This window comes from Tannockella kyphosi (assembly GCF_021054785.1).
Classification (GTDB): Bacteria; Bacillota_I; Bacilli_A; order Erysipelotrichales; family Coprobacillaceae; genus Tannockella; species Tannockella kyphosi.
Window position 1 is genome coordinate 241,113 of the sequence record NZ_CP088239.1, and the last position, 20,598, is coordinate 261,710.

Genomic DNA, 20,598 nt, shown 5'->3' on the forward strand with positions numbered 1-20,598 from the left:
AATGAGAAAGATTGTAGAACAATTACACAATAATAAAGCTTATCAAGCTTTATTAGAAGGAACAAATGATGTTGTTATTAACCATATTAATGAAGAAGCACTACTTATTGCAAGTGCTTTTTTAAGCTATCCAAAAGATACAGTAATTATTAAAGAAAACCAATATCAAGCTAATTTATTATATCAACAATTAGCTACTTTATTAGGAAATGATGTCCTATACTTTCCAGTAGATGAGTCTTATCGTGTTGAAGCATTAGCTGCTTCACCAGAACTTTTAACAGAAAGAATTGATACAATGTATCAATTAACTAATAACAAAGCTCACCTATTAATATGTCATGTTCATTCTTTGATTCGTTACGTACCAACAAAAGAAGTATTTTTACAACATATTTTAGAATATAAAATAGGGGATACGATTGATATTTTTGATATGCAACGAAAATTACATCAATTAGGTTATCGTCATGAAAATAAAGTATTGGAACAATTTACTTATAGTAAAAGAGGAGGGGTTATTGATATTTATACGATTTCTTCTTCTTATCCGGTTAGAATTGAATTCTTTGATGATGAAATAGAATCAATGAGATATTTTGATACAACAAATCAAAGAACTTTTGAAACAGTAAATCAAATAACCATTATTCCAGCAAGTGATATTTTATATCTAGAAGAACAAAAGGATATTGTTTGTGGAAAGATTCATGGTTTGTCTGTGGAACAAGAAGTAGATGATCAACATGTGGATGAATTTGAACAAATGATAGCTTTAGATAAAGAGAATATTCATAATCATGTTAATGATATTACTATTTATCCATATTTTGGATTATTTAAACAAACTACGTCTATTTTATCTTATTTAAATCAACCTAAAGTTATATTATCGAATCCTCATGCAATAGAACAATCTTATAAACATTATATGACGGAAAACTTCTATTATTTAAGTCAGTTAGAACAAATAGGTAAGGTTCTAAAAGGATTACCATTGTATTTAGATTATTATCCTTTACTACCAGATGATGTAACACATATTGAACAATATCATTCAAATGATAATCAAGTATTATTTTTAAGTCATAATTTAGAAGTAATGGATACTCCTAAAAGTATTATTGAAAATGTTAAGAAATATCTTGTAGATAATAAAATATTATTTTCTATGGAAAATCAACATCAAATACGTTTATTAATTGAATTATTAGAAGAACATCAGTTACCTTTTACTTTAATAAGTTTAAAAGATCAAATATTTGATGGTATCAATATATATATTGGTACCATGCATCAAGGGATAGAATTATTAGAGGAAAAGATTGTTGTTATTACTGCAAAAGAAATATTCCCAAAATCAAATATTCATCAACCTAAGTATATAAAGTATAAAGAAGCAAAAGTAATTAAAGATTATCAAGAACTACATTTAGATGATTATGTTGTCCATGATCATCATGGGATAGGTCAATTTTTAGGAATTAAGACAATGGAAGTACAAGGATGTAAGAAGGATTACTTATATTTAGGATATGCGAATAATGATACTTTATATATTCCTGTAGAGCAGTTTAAGCTGATTCGTAAATATTCTACTAGTGATGCAAAAACACCAAAGTTACATCAATTAGGTGGTGTGGAATGGGCAAAAACAAAACGACGTGTAAAAGCAAAGTTAGATGATATTACAGATACACTAATTGATATTTATGCTTCAAGAATGCAACAAATAGGTTTTGCCTGTCAAAGTGATTTTGCTATTCAAAAAGAATTTGAAGATGCTTTTAATTATCCTTTAACACCTGATCAAGAACGTTCTGTGATGGAAATTAAAGCGGATATGGAAAAAACACAACCAATGGATCGTTTGTTGTGTGGAGATGTTGGATTTGGTAAGACAGAGGTAGCTTTGCGTGCTGTTTTTAAAGCAATAGTAAATGATAAACAAGTAGCTTTTTTATGTCCTACCACTATTCTATCAATGCAACATTATAAAACAATGATACAACGATTTGATGGATTTCCAGTTTCTATTGCATTAATGAATCGTTTTACTTCTAGTAAACAAAAAAAAGAAATAATAGAAGGATTAAAAAATGGGACGATTGATATATTAGTAGGAACACATAGTATTTTATCCAAAGATATTGTTTTTAAAGATTTAGGATTTCTAGCAATTGATGAAGAACAACGTTTTGGAGTTAGCCAAAAAGAGAAAATCAAAGAATTTAGAAAAACAATTGATGTTCTATCGTTATCGGCAACGCCGATACCTCGAACATTACAAATGTCATTAATGAATATTCGTGGACTATCACAAATTGATACGCCACCAAAAGATCGAATGCCTGTACAAACTTATGTTGTTGAAAAAAATCAAACACTAATAAAACAGGTTATTGAAAGAGAGTTAGCTAGACAAGGTCAAGTTTTCTATTTATATAATCATACAAGTGAGATTCAAAATGTAGCTTATCGTTTAAGTTTGGAGTTACCAAATGCTAGAATAGCAATTGGTCATGGTAAGATGCATAAAGATGAATTAGAGAATGTAATGTTACAGTTTACGAATCGTGAATATGATATTTTGGTATGTACTACGATTATTGAAACAGGAATTGATATTCCCAATGCAAATACGATTATTGTAGATCAAGCAAACCATTTTGGATTAAGTCAGTTGTATCAAATAAAAGGAAGAGTAGGACGTAGTAATCGTAGTGCTTATGCTTATTTATTATATGATGGACATAAACAAATGACAGAAGAAGCTACTAAAAGATTAAAAGCTATTAAAGAGTTTACACAATTAGGTAGTGGTTATAAGATTGCGATGAGGGATTTATCTATTCGTGGTGCTGGAGATCTTTTAGGAGGACAACAAGCAGGTTTTATTGATTCTGTTGGATTTGATATATTTATGCGTATTTTACAAGAAACATTGGATGAAAAACGTCAAACAAAAGAATTGAAAGAAAAAGAAATTGTGCCGGTTGCAATTAATGTCGAAGGATATATTCCTAGTGATTATGTATCTAGCGATATTGAAAAACTAGAAATATACCAACGTTTAGAACAAACTAAATCATTACAACAAGTGATGGAACTAGAAGATGAATTTGATGATTATTATGGACATTTACCAGAACAATTATTAACGTTACTTCAAAAACGTAAATTAGATATTTTATCAAATAATGAAGCTTTTGAAAAGATTCAGGAGATGAAAGGCGAAATTGAAATTCTCTTTACCAAAGAATTTACTAGTAAGGTAGATGGAATGGACTTGTTCCAAAAAGTATTAGCACAATTCCCTAGTACAAGATTTAAAACAATGAGTAATACGATTAAAATAACATTTAAAAAAGATGAAAACTGGTTATTAAAGATAAATCAGTTATTGGAGGAACTAATTTAATGAGAAGATCAGATCGTGCAATTGTAAAAAAAGAAGAAATAGAAAATATTCTTCTTTCTTGTAAAGTATGTCGCTTAGCAATGATAGAAAATAATCAACCTTATATTGTACCATTAAACTTTGGTTACACATGGGATGATGAACTTATACTTTATTTCCATGGAGCAAAACAAGGTCGTAAAATAGATGCGATGAAAATAAATAAAGAAGTGTGTTTCGAGATGGATTGTGATCATGAACTAATACCAGGAGATTATGCAACTGATTATTCATATGGCTATCGTAGTATTATTGGTTATGGAAAGATATCTTTTAAAGAAACCATGGAAGAAAAAAGAAAAGCATTGGAAGTGCTAATGTTACAACAAGCCAATATGCCAAAACATCTTATTGAAAAACTTCCTTATGAAAATAAATGGGTAGATGCTTGTGCTGTATTCACCCTAAAAGTGACTTCCTTACAAGCAAAAGGACAAATAGTAAAAAAAGAAAGCGAATAGCTTTCTTTTTTATACTTCTATATATACTTGATGGATGAATTTTCTTTGATACTGATTATTGGTAAGATCTTGAATTAAGTCAAAGAAAGTTTCATCTTTAATATAACAGACATAGTTTACTTGATCTAAGTATTCAATATTTTCTATCATTATATGATTCATTTTACACAAGTGTTCAAATTTACGAGTATGTGTATAATCTAATGTTAATTGATAAACATTAATAGGTTGTTTTTCAACGATAGTAGCAACTTTCAAAGCTTCCGCAACACTTTGTGTATAAGCTCTTGTTAAGCCACCAGCACCTAGTTTAATACCTCCAAAGTATCTTGTAACAATTGCTATTATGTTTGTAAGTTCTTGTTTTTGTAATACATTTAACATTGGCATTCCAGCAGTTTTAGAAGGTTCTCCATCATCATTTGCTTTTTCATGACCATTTACTATATAAGCACTACAGTTATGGTTTGCATCGAAATACTTCTCTTTATGATGTTTAATTATTTCATTTGCATTATTCGGGTTATCACAAGGAATTAAGGTACATATAAAAGATGATTTTTTGATAATAAGTTTATTTTCAGTTGTTTCACGGATTGATTTCATAAGTAGTGCTCCTTGTTATTTTGGGATAATTATACCTTAATTTTATTGCTTTTTAAAGCACTAAAAAATAGTGCATATTAGTATGTTTTTTAATTAGCTTATGATATTCTAGGGTTGTAAAGAAGGAGGGTATTATATGAGTGAATATAGAATTTGTGAGAGATGTAAAAATATAATTGAAATGGTGGAAGACAAAGGAGTACCTATTATGTGTTGTGGTACGAAGATGGTAACAATAGAAGCAAATACAGTTGAGGCTGCAACTGAAAAACATATTCCAGTAGTTCAAGTTAATGGAGATTTAGTAGAAGTAATTGTTGGAGAAGTAGAACATCCAATGTTAGAAGAACATTCTATTACTTGGGTTTCTATTGAAACAACAAAAGGTAGTGCTAGAAAAGAGTTAAAACCAGGTAGTGCACCTAAGGCTACTTTTGTATTAGCAAAAGATGAAGAATTAGTAGCTGCATATGCTTATTGTAATCTTCATGGTTTATGGAAAAGTAAATAAAGTATAGACGATACCTAAAGGTATCGTTTTTTGTTTGAAAATAAAGAAAAAAGTTAGTAACTACCTTGTTATTTTGTTATACTTAGTTTATAGGCAGTAAAACAAAGTGGGAGGTTTTATATGAGTGATAGTCTAAAAAAGAAAATAATCAATGTATTAGTTATTATTGTTGCTTTGCCTGCTTTTGAGGTAGTGAAAATAATTATGTCTCATACAAGAGGATATTCTTCGATAGGAGAATTAGTATTTATTGTAGGGGTAGCGGTTGGTATTTATGCTTGTATCATAGGATTGAGTATTTTAGCTGTTAATGTTTTGATTACTTTTATTATGTTAGTACAGTGTTCTAAAAACAAACAAAAAGTAACGGATATCTATTTAATGCCTTTTTATTATGATGCTAGAATTAAAAAACTTTCTTTAAAAGGATTATTATATTTTTCTTCCAATTATGTTCTTTATGAAATAGATCCTATTGAAACAATAGAGGAATATGAAACTTTAAAACAAACAATTAAAAAAAGAAATAATGGAATTGTTACTTTTGTATTAGGGTGGGTTTTAGTTTTGTTTGTTTTAGCTTTGTATTATTATAATATTTATTTATTTATTTTAGGGAGTGCGATGATCTTACAGTTAATGGTACAAAGTAGATTTCATTTAAGATATCATTGTCGTGGTATTAGTACAATTGTAGATGATGCTTATATTATTCAATTTATTAGCAATCAATTGCAGTATCAAAATTTAAAGTTATCATCAGAAGTTATTTATTATTTAAAAGAACAAATTGAAGCTATTGAAATATATCGCTTCTATGTAGATATTTTTAGAGTATTATTAATTAATCCAAATGTGATTGATCATCAAGATAAGTTTATTGAATCTGAGATGGGTAAATTAATGAGAGAAAACTGTTATAATAATTATCGTTATCCTGCTAATATTGGTAGTAAAGTTGGTGATTTCTATTCTCATTTCTTTGAACATCGTCATTTGTTTATGCTTTATTTAATTCGTGATAAAGGAGATTATTTAAAGAGAACAAAGGATTTTGTGGAAAGACATATTGAAGAGATTAATAATACAGATAGTGATGTAAAAGATGTTTATATTAAAATGTTATTAGAAGAATTTACGAAGTTTGAAGCAGAATATATTGCATATTATGAAGGTGAATTTGCTTTTAATAGTGATAGTAGTGATGTTTCATTATGTAGTAGTTATCGTAAAATAATGGAAGAAAAATTTCTTAGTTCCATTATTTATCCTGGAATGTAGTTAATACATTCCTTTTTTCTTTGAGAGATAGTTGGGATAAAGTTGGGACGAACTTAATTAGGGGTTAGGTTATAATAGTAGTGGGTGATATATATGCAGTGTCCACGATGTAAAAATGAGGATAATCGTTATTTTTATTTGTTTCAAAATCGTTATTATTGTCGTAAATGTATTCGTTTTGGTAGAGTTTTTGTGGATCAACAAATTCAAGTATCCAATCATACATATGAAACAACCGGTCATTATCAATTGAATTATCAATTAACAAAACAACAAAAGGATATGTCAAAACAATTAGTGCTTCAATATCAAAATTATTTAGATTCAAAAGTAAAAGCTGTTTGTGGTGCGGGTAAAACAGAAATTGTATACGAAGTGATACAATATGCACTTTCTTTAGGGAGAAGAGTTTGTTTTTGTACACCGCGAAGAGAGCTTACAAAAGAGTTGTTTGGAAGATTGAAGGAACAATTTTTTGATGTGGGAATTGATTTAGTGTATGGCGGACATACAAAGAAATTAGAGGGACAATTGATTGTTTGTACTTGTCATCAACTATTTCGTTTTCCACAATGTTTTGATTTATTAGTATTGGATGAAATGGATGCTTTTCCTTATAAAGGAGATGAGCAGTTACAAGAAATTTTAAAAAATAGTTGCAAAGGGAATATGATTTATATGTCAGCAACAATGCAAGATGAAGATGCACTTAGCATGGCAAAACGATACCATGGTCATGATATTCCTGTGCCAAAGTGCCAGATTATGCCATATTATTTTTCTTTGTTAAAGTGTGTTCAACAAATCAAGCAATATTGTTTAAATGAGAAACCGGTTCTTATTTATGTGGCAACAAAACAACAGACGCTTTATGTAGCCAATTTTTTAAAGCTATTTCATGTAAAAACAGATATCGTCCATTCATTGATTCCTAATACCCAAGAGTTGTTAAGGAAATTGATAAATCGTGAAGTAGACTGTTTAGTAACAACGACGATTTTAGAACGAGGAGTAACTATTGAAAATGTACAAGTCTTAATACTGAGTGGAGAAAATAAAGTGTATGATCGAGAAACATTGATACAAATAGCTGGTAGAGTTGGTCGAAAAATAGGACACCCTACAGGTGATGTTATCATTTATAGTGTTTATAAAACCAAAGCAATAAAGGATTGTATTCGTTGTATCATAACAGACAATGCCGCTATTGTTTAAAGGATATTCATCATTCACTTGATTTTTATCAGCTTATTTATCATTCGGTTCTTTGTAGTGAATGTATTCATAGTTTTGAAGTGATAGAGGATAAAAAGATGTGGAATGGATATTCTATGCAAATACTTTATCGATATAATGACTTTTTTAGAAGTTTATTGTTTCAGTATAAAGGACAGTATGATATTGCATTAGCACCTTGTTTTTTAGATATTTTTTATCATTCCTTAATAAAAGAATACAAAGATGCAATCTTTGTAGTACTACCTAGTAGTGCTACAGATAATCAAAAAAGAGGATTTTGTCCCAATGAAACTATTTTAAAGGAATATGGTTTCTTCGTGTTTGATGGTTTGTATAAAGATAGAGACTATAAACAAACAAGTCAAAAAGATAGAAGTGCTATTTTCAAGGTTTTAAAGATGAAAGAGGCGCATCGATTAACAAACCAGAAAGTAGTTCTATTTGATGATGTAATCACTTCTGGAAATAGTTTAAAAGCAGCATTATTGTTGGTGGAACAGTGTAATCCTAAAAGTATTGAAATACTGGTTTTAAGCAGTAAATAAAGTGATGAACCCTCATAAAAATATTACCAACATTACTTGAAAGAAAAACAAGGAAGAATTCCTTGTTTTTTTGTAGGAAAAGGGTGTATTTTGAAAGTATTTGTAGTTTGAATTATGGTGAAAAAGTGATATAATAAATTAGATTAAACCATGAAAGGAGTTAAGCATGGCAAGCAGAAAAGAAGAAATTCGTAGAGAATTAAAGAAAAAAAGAGAGAAAGAATTAGAACAACAAGATACTTCCATTGTTGATTTACAAGATCAAGTGGGAGAAGATATTAAGGTAGAAGATTTTGAGGGGACTTATAGTAATGATGTAATTCCATTTAGTACTACTCCTCAAGTAGAGAAGAAAAGTTTTGTTTCTAAAATAAAAGGTGTTTTTGATGTAGAGCGTTCACAATTAAAAGAAATGAATACTTTAGCTGATGAGATAATTGCTTTAGAAAAAAAATATAGTGCAATGAATGATGAAACATTGAAAGAACAAACACAATTGTTTGTGGAACGTTTAGATAAAGGTGAAACATTAGATGATATTTTAGTTGAAGTTTTTGCAGTAGTTCGTGAAGCTGCATGGAGAACATTAGGACTAAAAGCTTTTAAAGTGCAATTAATTGGTGGTATTACTTTACATCGTGGTAATATTGCAGAAATGAAAACGGGAGAAGGGAAAACATTAACATCCGTATTCCCAGTGTATTTAAATGCATTAACAAAACAAGGCGTTCATGTAGTAACTGTAAATGATTATTTAGCGTCTCGTGATAAAGAGTTAAATGGGCAAGTATTTGAATTCTTAGGATTAACGGTAGGATTAAATGCACGTGCATTATCTCCAGAACAAAAACAAGCAGCACATGGGAGTGATATTACTTATACTACGAATGCTGAATTAGGGTTTGATTATTTACGTGATAACATGGTTCCTGTTAAAGAAGCAAAAGTATTAGTAAGAGGATTACATTATGCATTAGTAGATGAGGTCGATTCTATTTTAATTGATGAATCTCGTACACCATTAATTATTTCTGGTGGTAAGAAGAATACAGCTTCTTTATATGTTGCAGCTGATCGTTTTGTAAAAAGTTTACGTAAAGATGATGAATATGAAGTGGATATTGAGAGTAAAACAGCAGCTTTAACAGCTGATGGTATTACGAAAGCTGAAAAATCTTTTCATATTGATAATTTATATGAGGTGGTACATACTTCTTTAGTGCATCATATTAACCAAGCATTAAAAGCTAACTATACAATGGCTAGAGATGTAGAATATATGGTTGCCACAGAAGATGGATCTAGAGATATTCGTAACGCAAAAGTAATGATCATTGATCAGTTTACGGGACGTGTTATGCCAGGTCGTCAATATTCTGATGGGTTACATCAAGCTATTGAAGCCAAAGAGGGAGTACCTATTAAAGAAGAAACAGAAACTCGTGCTACTATTACGTACCAAAACTTCTTTAGATTATTTGATAAGTTAGCAGGGATGACAGGTACTGCAAAAACAGAAGAAGAAGAGTTCCGTTTAATTTATAACATGCGTGTTATTGTTATTCCAACGAATCGTCCTGTTATCCGTGATGATAGAAATGATTTAGTATATGCTACTAAGGTTGCTAAATATAAAGCAATTTGTAATGAAGTTGAAAAACGTAATCATTATGGTCAACCTATTTTATTAGGGACTACTTCGGTAGAAACATCAGAAGTTTTATCAAAAATGTTAGATCGTCGTAAAATTAGACATAATGTATTAAATGCAAAAAACCATGCCAAAGAAGCAGAAATTATTGCAAGAGCTGGTCAACGCGGGGCAGTTACGATTGCAACTAATATGGCTGGTCGTGGTACCGATATTAAACTTGGACAAGGAGTTGCAGATTTAGGTGGATTAGCTGTTATTGGTTCTGAAAGACATGAATCTCGTCGTATTGATAACCAATTGCGTGGACGTTCTGGTCGTCAAGGAGATCCAGGATATTCTGTATTCTATGTTGCTTTTGATGATGAATTAATGCAACGTTTTGCTGGGGAACGTTTAGAGTCTTTTACTAGTTATTTAGGCGAAGAAGAAGCGATTGAAGCAAAGATTATTAGTAAAACAATAGAAAGTGCACAACGTCGTGTTGAAGGGCAAAACTTTGATTCACGTAAACATGTTTTAGAATATGATGATGTAATGCGTCAACAAAGGGAAATCATGTATAAAGAACGTGATGATATTATGGACTTAGAAAACTTAGATGATATTATGAAAGGTTTCTTTGAACAGGCTTTAGAATTAACAATCCAACGTTTTATGGATGTTGATGATAAAGGAAATCAAAGCGTTAAAGTAGATGAGTTTTTACAAGAAGCTAGTAAATTATATATGTTAAGAGGATCTTTAGTTACGGATAACCAAGATGCTGTAGCATCAAATCCTAGTCTATTAATCAATAAAGTATCACAGGAATTATTTGATCATTATATTTCTAGATTTGATGATGAAGATCCAATGAAACGTGCAAAATTTGAACGTCGTGTTTTAATTGCAATTATTGATTATACATGGATTAATCATATTGATTCAATGGCTAAGTTACGTAATGGTATTTATTTACGTGCTTATGCACAAAAGAATCCGTTGGAAGAATATACACAAGAAGCTTTCCAAATGTTTGAACAAATGACAAAAGAAATTGCAAGAGGTATTTGTAGTAGTGTTGTTCGTCGTGGGATGAAACCTGGAAGTCAAGAAGAACAAGCTATTCCATTTGAGGAAATTAGGATAACATTTTAATGGAGTTATATGAAATAAAAAATGGGCTTGAAAAAGCCCATTTATTACTCACTGAATATTTTGAGACTTGTGATATACCAGGGTATCGTCGAGAAGTAGAGGGTTTAGAAATGCAAACAATGGAAACTTCTTTTTGGAATGATCCAACGAATGCAAAGATTATTGTGGGTAAGTTAAATGAAATGAAAAAAGTAGTGGATGGATATGATCGATTACAATCATTATATGAATCAATGCAAGAAACATATGGTTTAGTAAAAGAAAGTGGAGATAGTGATTTTCAAGTTATTTTAGAAAGTGATTACCAAGAGTTTCAAACTTTGTTTGATACTTTTGAAAAACAAATGTTATTATCTCAACAATATGATCATATGTCTGCTATTATTGAAATTCATCCAGGAGCTGGTGGAACAGAAAGCCAAGATTGGGCGGAAATGTTAATGCGTATGTATCAAAGATATGCTGATAAAAAAGACTATACGATAGAGGTATTAGATTACTTAGCTGGAGATGGAGCAGGTTTAAAATCTGTCACTATCGCAATAGAGGGTTATAATGCTTATGGTCATTTAAGAGCAGAAAAAGGAGTTCATCGTCTAGTCCGTATTTCTCCGTTTGATTCTGCAAAAAGACGTCATACTTCTTTTGCGTCTGTAGATGTTATGCCACAATTAGATCAAACAATAGAATTAGATCTTAAGAGTGAAGATATTGATGTGGATACATATCGTTCAAGTGGGGCTGGAGGACAACATGTCAATACAACAGATTCTGCTGTTCGTTTAACACATCGACCAACTGGAGTAGTAGTTACTTGTCAAAACCAACGTAGTCAAATTAAAAATAGAGAAGCTGCAATGGTGATGTTAAAAAGTAAAATCTATCAATTGATGTTAGAACAGCAAGCAAAAGATTTAAAAGAGATTAAAGGAGAACAAAAAGATATCGCTTGGGGTTCTCAAATAAGAAGTTATGTTATGCATCCATATTCTTTGGTGAAAGATAGCCGTAGTGGTTATGAATCAAATAATCCTAAGGATATATTGGATGGGAATTTAGATGGTTTTGTTTATGCTTATTTAAAAGCAAACCACAAAGGTTAAAGGAGAGTACATGCAGTCGATTAGAAAAACATTTGTTATTATTATTGGTAACTTTATTTTAGCGTTAGGAGTAATGGGGTTTATTATTCCTTCTGGAATTATTACTGGTGGAGTTACTGGTATTGCTTTAGTGTGCCAACATTTTTTTGGTACTTCTATTTCATTGGTTGTTTACTTAGTAAATGGATTAATGTTTATATTGGGATATTCTATTTTAGGGAAAAAATTTGCTTTAGGAACATTATTAAGTACACTTATTTATCCATTCTTTTTGATGGTTTTAGGAAATGTAGAGTTTTTTAATACCATGACAAGTGACCTGTTACTGTCTGCTATTTATGCAGGGTTATTAATTGGTTTAGGGATGGGTCTCGTGTTACGAGAGGGTGCTAGTACTGGAGGGATGGATATTCCACCATTAATTCTTAATCGATTTACAGGAATTTCAGTAGCTATTTTTATAAATATTGTAGATGTTGTTATTTTGAGTGGACAAACTTTCTTTTCAACGATTGAACAAATATTGTATGGGATATTGGTTGTTATTATAACAACGGTAGTTATTGATCGTATTATGTTGTTAGGAGAAGAAAGCTTACAGGTTACTATTATTTCAAAAGAAGCACAGGCTATTAGAGATGAGATATTTAATCGTCTTGATCGTGGTTGTACTTTTTTAAATGTGACAACGGGATATCATCAACATCAACAATTAGCGGTAATGGTTGTTTTGAATAAACGTGAACTTAGAGCACTTAATGAACTATCTTTAGAAATAGATCCAGATGCATTTATTATTATTAATGAAACACATAGTGTGAAGGGAAGAGGTTTTACACTTCCTTCTGTAGATGAATAAAACATGGTAGGTACTTTGTAAAAAGTGTTCATCACCCATTTTAAGAGGAAAGTTTGAAATTGACTTTTAGAAATAACAACTCGATTTTTTGTGATAAATCCCATGATAATTGTATTTATACTAGTTAGATTTATGTTATAATAATTTCAGGAGTGAGAAAATGATAAAATTAGAAAATGTAACAAAAGTATATAGTACAGGTGTACGTGCTTTAAATAATATGAACTTGAATATTGCACCGGGAGAGTTTGTATACGTTATTGGAACAACAGGTGCAGGGAAATCTACTTTTATAAAGTTATTATATCGTGAAGAAAAAGCAACATCTGGTTATGTAGAAGTTGCAGGTCGTGAGGTATCAAAAATCAGAAATAGCAAAGTGCCATATTTTAGAAGAAATATTGGGATTGTTTTTCAAAACTTCCGTCTTTTACCTAAAAAGACAGTTTTTGAAAATGTTGCCTTTGCCTTAGAAGTAATCGATCGTCCTCGTGAAGAAATTCGTCGTGAAGTTCGTAAAACATTACAATTAGTAGGTTTAGAAGAAAAAGTAAATAGTTTTCCTCATGAATTAAGTGGGGGACAACAACAACGTGTTGCTATTGCTAGAGCAATAGTAAATCATCCTAAAGTATTAATTGCAGATGAACCGACAGGGAATTTAGATCCTGATACATCAAAAGAAATTATTAATTTATTAGAAAAAATCAATGAGCAACAAGGAACAACAGTATTGGTTGTTACTCATGACCGTGAGGTTGTTCAAAGCCATAAAAAACGTACGATCTTAATTGATAATGGTTGTGTGGCAAGTGATACAAGCTTAGGAGGGTATTCGTCAAATGAAGGAACTAATTAGTTGTATAAGAAATCTTCCTAAACATTTTATAACAGCAGTGCAAAATTTGTGGAGAAATGGGGTTATGTCCTTTTCATCTATATTTGCAGTAATGATTACTTTAGTATTAATTGGTTCTATTGGAATCTTAGCTTTAAATGTACAACATATTACCGTTACGGTAGAAGATAGCGTTCGTGTTTATGTTAAATTAGAACGTGAATTAGAGTCAAGTGATGAAGTAGCAATTGGTGTTTTAATTAATGAAATGGATAATGTAGCTTCTGCTACTTATTATACTCGTGATGAAGAGTTAACAAAGTTAATTGAAAACTATGAAGATGGTGCAGAATTATTTGAATCTTATCGTGATGATAACCCATTAGGGGCTGCTTATGATGTGGAAGTAACAGATGCTAGCTATATAGATAGTGTGGCACAAGAAATAGAAGAAATTGTAGGTGTTAGTTCTACTACTTATGGAGGAGAATCTACAAATAACTTAATTGATACAATGGAATATGTTCGTACTGGAGGTACAATATTTATTGTTGGTTTAGTCTTAATAGCAATGTTATTAATATCAAACACAATTAAGATTACAATTACTACAAGACAAACAGAAATTTCTATTATGCGTATGGTAGGAGCTAGTAACTGGTATATTCGTTTACCATTTATGTTAGAAGGAATGTTAATAGGTTTATTAGGATCTATTATTCCAATCTTGTTTGTTGTTTATGGATATACATTTATGTATGATGCTTTTGCAGGAATGATATCAGGTAATATTATTACACTTTTAGAACCGATGCCTTTTGTTGTTGATTTTTCATGCTTGTTAGCACTTTTAGGAGCAGGAGTAGGGTTTATAGGAAGTTTAGTTTCTATACGTAAGTTTTTAAAATTTTAGTAAGCCTATGGCTTACTTTTTTAACTTTATGGTATACTTAAAAAAGGATGGGATGTTATGAAAAGAAAAAACAATTTATGGAATATTCCAAATATATTATGCTTCTTTCGTATTGCATTAATACCTTGCTTTTTCTATGTTTATTTTACATTAGATAATTCGTTACTAGCAACAATGATTCTCATTGTATCAGGGGTTAGTGATTTTTTAGATGGTTTTATTGCAAGAAAATTTGATATGATTACTGATTTCGGGAAGTTAATAGATCCGATTGCAGATAAGCTAACACAAATATGTGTTGCTATTGCATTGATGTTTCATTATCCGTTAATTTGGATAGTGATTGCTATTTTGATTATAAAGGATGGGATGTTAACATTAGTAGGTTTATATTTATGTCAGTTTGGTCAAAAAATAAATGGTGCAAAAATGTATGGTAAAATAGCAACTTTTTATTTCTATGCTGTGATTATTGTGTTAGTAGCTTTTGATTTATCAAAAACAATAATAGCTTTATTTTTAATTGTTTCTAGCTTTTTATTAATGTTGAATGCTTTTTTATGTTATGCAAAACAGTTATATACATTAGATTTGGAAATTAGGGAGAAAAAAGAGAATGGATAGAAGAAAGATTAAAGCTACTAGTTATCATGATTTCTTAACTGGATATATTAAGTTGGTAGAAAATTTATTAGATTGTTGTGAAAATAAGATTCAAGAGGGAATTGAAAACGAAGGAGCCCAAGCGTATCGGGACTTTATTGATGCTGTATATGATTTTGAAATATCGTTAGCGTCCTTATGTTTGGTATTAAGGAAAATGGATGAAAATAATTTCATCCATTTAACACAACAAATTCGCTATGATGTAAATAGCTTAATACATTCTAATCGTTTCCGTTTTTTAAGTAAATATTCTTTAGAAGTATATTCTAAAAGAGGAAAAGAAATAGTTGACTTACAAGCACTATTAAAGTATGCAAAACAATGTAACTTACAATAAGTTACATTGTTTTTATTATTGTTTGTTTATAGTGAAACTAGGAGGATAGTCATAAAATGAAAAAACAATTAGGGAAGATTCTTATTGTTATTGGAATTGTTTTAACAATGGATAGAACACAGGAATTTAAAGGTGTTTTAGAACAAATTACTTTTTATTTAGAACAGTATTGGACTTTTTTTATCTTTCTTTTAGGTCTTTATTTATTAACTAGTCCTGAGCGAAAAAGGAAGTAGAAATTATGGCAAGAGATATCATTTTGTTTGAAATTTACCTAAAAAAGAGTATAATAATGAGGTAACGGAGGAAATAACATGAAAAAAAGACCAGTAGTTTTATGTATTTTAGATGGATATGGTTTAAGTGACCAAATAAAAGGAAATGCTGTAAAGTTAGCTAATACGCCTAACTTAGATGATTTAATGGCTTTATATCCAACAACTTCAATTGAAGCTTGTGGGATGCCAGTAGGATTACCTGAAGGACAAATGGGAAATAGTGAAGTAGGGCATTTAAATATTGGTGCAGGGAGAACTGTATACCAATCACTTACTCTTATTAATAAAGCAGTTGATGATGGAACATTTAATGATAATGAAAAATTCTTAAAAGCAATTAATAATGCGAAAGAAAACAATAGTAAATTACATATTTGGGGATTATTATCAAATGGTGGAGTACATTCATCAAATGAACATATTTATGCACTTTTAGCTTTAGCTAAAAAAGAAGGTGTCGAAAAAGTATGTGTACATGCTTTCTTAGACGGACGTGATGTTGCTCCTGATAGTGGGAAAAGCTTTGTAGCAGAATTACAAGAAAAAATAGATGAAATTGGTGTAGGAACGATTGCTTCAGTTTCAGGACGTTACTATTCAATGGATAGAGATAAAAGATTTGATCGTGTTGCATTAGCTTATGATGCAATCGTTAAAGGATGCGGAGATAGCTACAAGGATGCTGTTGAGTATGTAGCAAGTAGCTATGAAAAAGAAGTATATGATGAATTTGTAATTCCAGGATATAACAGTACTATTGATAGTACTATTACAGATAAAGATTCTATTATTTTTGCTAATTTCAGACCTGACCGTGCAATGCAAATGGCAAATATTATGACAAATGATGTATATGATGATTTCAAACCTGAAAACAAACCACAAGATTTAGTATTTGTATGTATGATGAAATATGCAGATACAGTAAAAGGGGATATTGCTTTTGCTCTTCCTGTTTTATCAAATACATTTGGTGATTATCTTTCAGCACAAGGGTTAAAACAATTACGTATTGCTGAAACTGAAAAATATGCCCATGTGACATTCTTCTTTGATGGTGGATTCGATAAAGAAATCGAAGGTGCAACTCGTGTATTAGTAAATTCTCCAAAAGTTGCTACTTATGACTTACAACCAGAAATGTCAGCATATGAAGTAAAAGATAAATTAATTGAAGAATTAGAAAAAGATATTCATGATGTAGTTATTGTAAATTTTGCAAACTGTGACATGGTAGGACATACTGGTGTAGTTTCTGCTGCAATTAAAGCAGTAAGTGTTATCGATGAGTGTGTTGGTGAAGTTTATGAAAAAGTATTAGAATTAGGTGGAACAATGTTAATTACTGCAGATCATGGTAATAGTGAAAAATTAATGGATGAAGTTGGTTCACCATTTACTGCACATACTACAAATCCAGTACCTTTAATTTTAACAAATACACACTTACAATTAAGAGAAGGTGGAAAATTAGGAGATTTAGCTCCTACAATGTTAGACTTATTAGGATTAGAAATTCCTGCTGAAATGGATGGAGTATCATTATTAAAATAATCCATAAGTTTCAACTTGTATTCATGATGTTATGCATAGTTAGTGGTTGTACTAGTACAACTACTAACTATATTTTTAAAGATGAAAATAAATCAGGGATTTATGCAATAGAGTATGATGCTTTACAAGAAATGATAAATAATGAGGAAACATTTTTATTATATATTGGTCGAGAAGATTGTTTAGATTGTAATAATTTTTATCCTATCTTAGAAGATTTACTTGCTAATAATGAGGGAACCTATGTTTATTATTTAAGTATTTTAGAATATCGAAATAGTGCGATGGAGGAAGATGCTTCTTTAGAAGAAATAGAGTTTTATGAAAACTTGCAAGAAACATTTGAATTTGATTGGGTACCTTCTATTAAGATGATTAGTTCAGGTGAAATAGTAGATCATTATCAATATTTAGATAATGATTATTACGAAATAGAAAATGAAGAAGAACAACAAGAAGAATTAGAAAGACAATTAGAGTATTTTGAAACATGGATACTCCAATGGTTTAAATAGGTGATAAAATGAAAGAATGTCCAAACTGTAAAAAGAAAATAAGTGAACAAACAAAAGTATGTCCCTATTGTGGCAAAGAAATAGGTTATCAAAGAATTCAAAAAGGACAAAAAAGAATAACAAAAAGAAGAAGTGTTTTAGCTATTGTTGCTACCTTTGTTATATCTTCTATGATTAGTGTTTATTTTTTGTTTGATGATGATTATTTTTCAGAATTAGCATTATATTTAGATGATGATACTTTTGCTACTTTAAATGAAGGTGATGAAGAATATATAGAAGCTATTGCTTCTTTTGAATCGGGTCTTCAAAATACCTTAGGAGATGAAATAAGTATTTCTAAATCTTATTCATTTAGTGGAAGTAGTGGAGATTATGCTTATTTTTATCCGGTTTATAGTATTGCTTTTGGGGATACTGCTATGAAATTAGAGATAGAATATGATTTAGCATCAGATAATGATTATGTAGAAGTATTTTATACAATAGGTGAATTTACTAGTTTTGAAGAAATGGTAGATGCATTGATGGTGGAAGAATATTTTATGAGTGTGATTGATTATTTTAGTGCTGATGAATATTTAATTAGTGAAACGGTGGAAGCTTTTGTAAACCTAGAAGAAGAGTTTGAAGAAAAGAAGGATGTTATAGGGAATTATGGAATTCAAGTTGATTCTAGTAATGATTCTTCGCAGTGTATGATTGTGATTACTCAGTCTGGAGAAGGCTATTATTTAAAGCAATTATGGACTGGTTTATTTGAAGATGATATATTTTAAGATGCTTCGGCATCTTTTTTAATGACAAATAGTTATTTTTTTGTATAATTAATAAAAAGGAATTAAATAGGGGGAATAGTATGAGCTGGAGAGAATATGTTCGAGATGTGGAGCCTTATGTAGCAGGAGAACAGCCAAAAATAGTAGACTTAATTAAATTAAATACGAATGAGAATCCATATGGACCATCTCCATTAGTGAGAAATGTTTTAGAACAATACAATGAAGAACGTTTGAAATATTATCCAAATAGTGATGGAGAAGAATTGTGCAAAAGTATTGCCCAATATTATGGAATAGACCAACAACAAGTATTTTTAGGAAATGGTTCTGATGAAGTATTAGCTTTGTCTTTTTTAACTTTTTTTAATGGAAAGAAGCCAATTCTTTTTCCAGAAATCACGTATTCATTTTATCCAGTATACTGTGAATTATATAAAATACCATTCACTACAATACCAATGCAAGATGATTTCTTGCTTTCAAAAGAAGCTTTTTTTAAGGAAAATAATGGAATTATTTTCCCTAATCCAAATGCACCAACAGGACTATTGGTAGATTTACAATTTATTGAAGAAGTTGTTTGCTATAACAAAGAAAGTTTAGTTATTATTGATGAAGCATATATTGATTTTGGTGGTGTTTCAGCATTGCCATTATTAGAAAAATATGAAAATATATTAATTATTCAAACTTTTTCTAAATCAAGATCATTAGCTGGTGCTAGATTGGGATTTGCAATGGGAAGCAAAGAAGTGATAGCAAAATTATATGACGTTAAAAACTCATTTAATTCTTATCCTATCGATAGCATTAGCCAAACGATTGGAAAAGTGTGTATGGAAGATCAAAACTATTTTAAAGAATGTACCAATAAGATTATTTCTTCAAGAGAATATACTTGTCAGGAATTAAAAAAACTAGGGTTTATCGTACCAGATAGTTACGCTAATTTTGTATTTGTAAAACATCCAGATTATAGTGGTAAAGAATTATATGATTATTTAAGAGAAAATAAAATATTAGTTCGTCATTGGAATAAAGAAAAAATAAGTGATTATTTACGTATTACGATTGGTACTCAAACAGATATGGAAACAATGTTAGAATGTTTAAAAAGGAAGCTATTATAGCTTCCTTTTATCAAACATAAAAACTAAATGATGACTAGTTGAAAGGTTTTCTTGGTAACAATAACCATCTACCTCTAGTTTTATTAATTGTTCTATTGTTTGAATATTATTTTTAATACAAGCATGGAGCATCATCCCACGAGCTTTTTTAACATGCATTGCATTACGAGTCAGAGTAGGTCCATTTTTAACCACAAAATCAATTTCAATTATATTAGGATGTTTTAACATACTGGAATATTCTTTGGAAGCTAAACTAATGATGAAATCTTCTTTTTCAAAGTAATTATCAATGCTCTCTTGCCAATAATGATAAAGAGAGATAGGAAACTTTGTTAACATATCTAAGCGATAAGGAGAAACTTCATCACTTGGTAGTAACAAACCATAGTAACTAGAAAGGATTCTAGTGTAGTTATTGATATATTGTCTTTCTTGAAGAGAATAACTATTTAATTGCAATTGTTTAAAAACAGTACCTGTGTATAAATAAATTGCAGAACTATTTATTTCTTTATGATGTATATGCTTATATACATCGTCAACTAGTGCAAAAGATATTTTAAAGTTAGTATGAATTTCTTCTTTGGACATTGATTCTAAGATATTTTGGATGTATTTTGTTTTTTCTAAAAACAAGGGTTTTGTAGTAGCATCATGATTTGATGTTTTTATCATTTGTTTGGTAGGACTAACTATAATTTTCATAAATTCACCTCTAAGTGAGTA

Annotated in this window: 20 protein-coding genes; 18 read left to right on the plus strand and 2 right to left on the minus strand. The window is 30.0% G+C overall.

The genetic code is table 11. The annotated features are described in order from the left end of the window. The first annotated feature begins 1 nt into the window (after position 1). Together mfd and LRR82_RS01315 are read left to right on the plus strand one after the other, a co-directional pair. On the plus strand, positions 2-3,421 hold the full coding sequence (mfd, locus tag LRR82_RS01310) for a transcription-repair coupling factor (protein WP_249029718.1): 3,420 nt from the start codon (positions 2-4) through the stop codon (positions 3,419-3,421). After that, a complete protein-coding gene (locus LRR82_RS01315) occupies positions 3,421-3,921 on the plus strand; it encodes a pyridoxamine 5'-phosphate oxidase family protein (RefSeq protein ID WP_249029719.1) in 501 nt (166 codons plus the stop codon). Before mfd ends, LRR82_RS01315 begins: the two co-directional genes overlap by 1 nt. 9 nt (positions 3,922-3,930) lie before the next feature. On the opposite strand, the gene LRR82_RS01320 is transcribed toward LRR82_RS01315, so the two are convergent. Further along, positions 3,931-4,527 (minus strand): YigZ family protein, encoded by a 597-nt coding sequence (locus tag LRR82_RS01320; RefSeq protein ID WP_249029720.1) that lies wholly within the window; start codon positions 4,525-4,527, stop codon positions 3,931-3,933. 136 nt (positions 4,528-4,663) lie between these two features. Here LRR82_RS01320 and LRR82_RS01325 point away from each other — a divergent pair, with 136 nt between their 5' ends. From LRR82_RS01325 to hisC, 16 genes are all read left to right on the plus strand, one after another. After that, on the plus strand, positions 4,664-5,038 hold the full coding sequence (locus LRR82_RS01325; RefSeq protein WP_249029721.1) for a desulfoferrodoxin family protein: 375 nt from the start codon (positions 4,664-4,666) through the stop codon (positions 5,036-5,038). Between the two features lie 120 nt (positions 5,039-5,158). Beyond that, positions 5,159-6,319: a hypothetical protein gene (locus LRR82_RS01330; protein ID WP_249029722.1), complete on the plus strand. Its 1,161-nt coding sequence runs from the start codon at positions 5,159-5,161 to the stop codon at positions 6,317-6,319. A gap of 93 nt (positions 6,320-6,412) precedes the next feature. Beyond that, complete coding sequence (locus LRR82_RS01335) at positions 6,413-7,534, plus strand: DEAD/DEAH box helicase (RefSeq protein WP_249029723.1); 1,122 nt, start codon at positions 6,413-6,415, stop codon at positions 7,532-7,534. Positions 7,535-7,632: 98 nt separating this feature from the next. Further along, entirely contained in the window at positions 7,633-8,103 is a 471-nt protein-coding gene (locus LRR82_RS01340; protein ID WP_249029724.1) for a ComF family protein, read from the plus strand. Between the two features lie 166 nt (positions 8,104-8,269). Continuing rightward, positions 8,270-10,894, plus strand: coding sequence for a preprotein translocase subunit SecA (gene secA, locus LRR82_RS01345; protein WP_249029725.1), 2,625 nt, complete (start codon positions 8,270-8,272; stop codon positions 10,892-10,894). Next, positions 10,894-11,997: a peptide chain release factor 2 gene (prfB, locus tag LRR82_RS01350; protein WP_249029726.1), complete on the plus strand. Its 1,104-nt coding sequence runs from the start codon at positions 10,894-10,896 to the stop codon at positions 11,995-11,997. The genes secA and prfB overlap by 1 nt, the downstream gene beginning before the upstream one ends. 10 nt (positions 11,998-12,007) lie before the next feature. Further along, positions 12,008-12,856: a YitT family protein gene (locus LRR82_RS01355; protein WP_249029727.1), complete on the plus strand. Its 849-nt coding sequence runs from the start codon at positions 12,008-12,010 to the stop codon at positions 12,854-12,856. 160 nt (positions 12,857-13,016) lie between these two features. Next, positions 13,017-13,715 carry a cell division ATP-binding protein FtsE gene (gene ftsE / locus LRR82_RS01360; protein ID WP_249029728.1) on the plus strand — a complete coding sequence of 233 codons (699 nt, stop codon included), beginning with the start codon at positions 13,017-13,019 and terminating at the stop codon, positions 13,713-13,715. A gap of 64 nt (positions 13,716-13,779) precedes the next feature. Then, entirely contained in the window at positions 13,780-14,607 is an 828-nt protein-coding gene (ftsX, locus tag LRR82_RS01365) for a permease-like cell division protein FtsX (RefSeq protein WP_318031842.1), read from the plus strand. 57 nt (positions 14,608-14,664) lie between these two features. Next, positions 14,665-15,231 (plus strand): CDP-alcohol phosphatidyltransferase family protein, encoded by a 567-nt coding sequence (locus LRR82_RS01370; RefSeq protein WP_249029730.1) that lies wholly within the window; start codon positions 14,665-14,667, stop codon positions 15,229-15,231. Continuing rightward, entirely contained in the window at positions 15,224-15,610 is a 387-nt protein-coding gene (locus LRR82_RS01375) for a hypothetical protein (protein ID WP_249029731.1), read from the plus strand. Before LRR82_RS01370 ends, LRR82_RS01375 begins: the two co-directional genes overlap by 8 nt. Positions 15,611-15,666: 56 nt before the next feature. Next, a complete protein-coding gene (locus tag LRR82_RS01380) occupies positions 15,667-15,846 on the plus strand; it encodes a hypothetical protein (RefSeq protein WP_249029732.1) in 180 nt (59 codons plus the stop codon). Positions 15,847-15,924: 78 nt separating this feature from the next. After that, complete coding sequence (gpmI, locus tag LRR82_RS01385; protein ID WP_249029733.1) at positions 15,925-17,442, plus strand: 2,3-bisphosphoglycerate-independent phosphoglycerate mutase; 1,518 nt, start codon at positions 15,925-15,927, stop codon at positions 17,440-17,442. Between the two features lie 23 nt (positions 17,443-17,465). Beyond that, positions 17,466-17,957, plus strand: coding sequence for a bacteriocin (locus LRR82_RS01390; RefSeq protein ID WP_249029734.1), 492 nt, complete (start codon positions 17,466-17,468; stop codon positions 17,955-17,957). Positions 17,958-17,965: 8 nt separating this feature from the next. Next, positions 17,966-18,736: a zinc ribbon domain-containing protein gene (locus LRR82_RS01395; RefSeq protein ID WP_249029735.1), complete on the plus strand. Its 771-nt coding sequence runs from the start codon at positions 17,966-17,968 to the stop codon at positions 18,734-18,736. Between the two features lie 80 nt (positions 18,737-18,816). Next, positions 18,817-19,869 (plus strand): histidinol-phosphate transaminase, encoded by a 1,053-nt coding sequence (gene hisC / locus LRR82_RS01400; RefSeq protein ID WP_249029736.1) that lies wholly within the window; start codon positions 18,817-18,819, stop codon positions 19,867-19,869. Here the strand turns inward: hisC and LRR82_RS01405 are convergent. Continuing rightward, positions 19,864-20,577: a YaaA family protein gene (locus LRR82_RS01405; protein WP_249029737.1), complete on the minus strand. Its 714-nt coding sequence runs from the start codon at positions 20,575-20,577 to the stop codon at positions 19,864-19,866. The two genes, hisC and LRR82_RS01405, sit on opposite strands and share 6 nt — an antisense overlap. Positions 20,578-20,598: the final 21 nt, after the last annotated feature.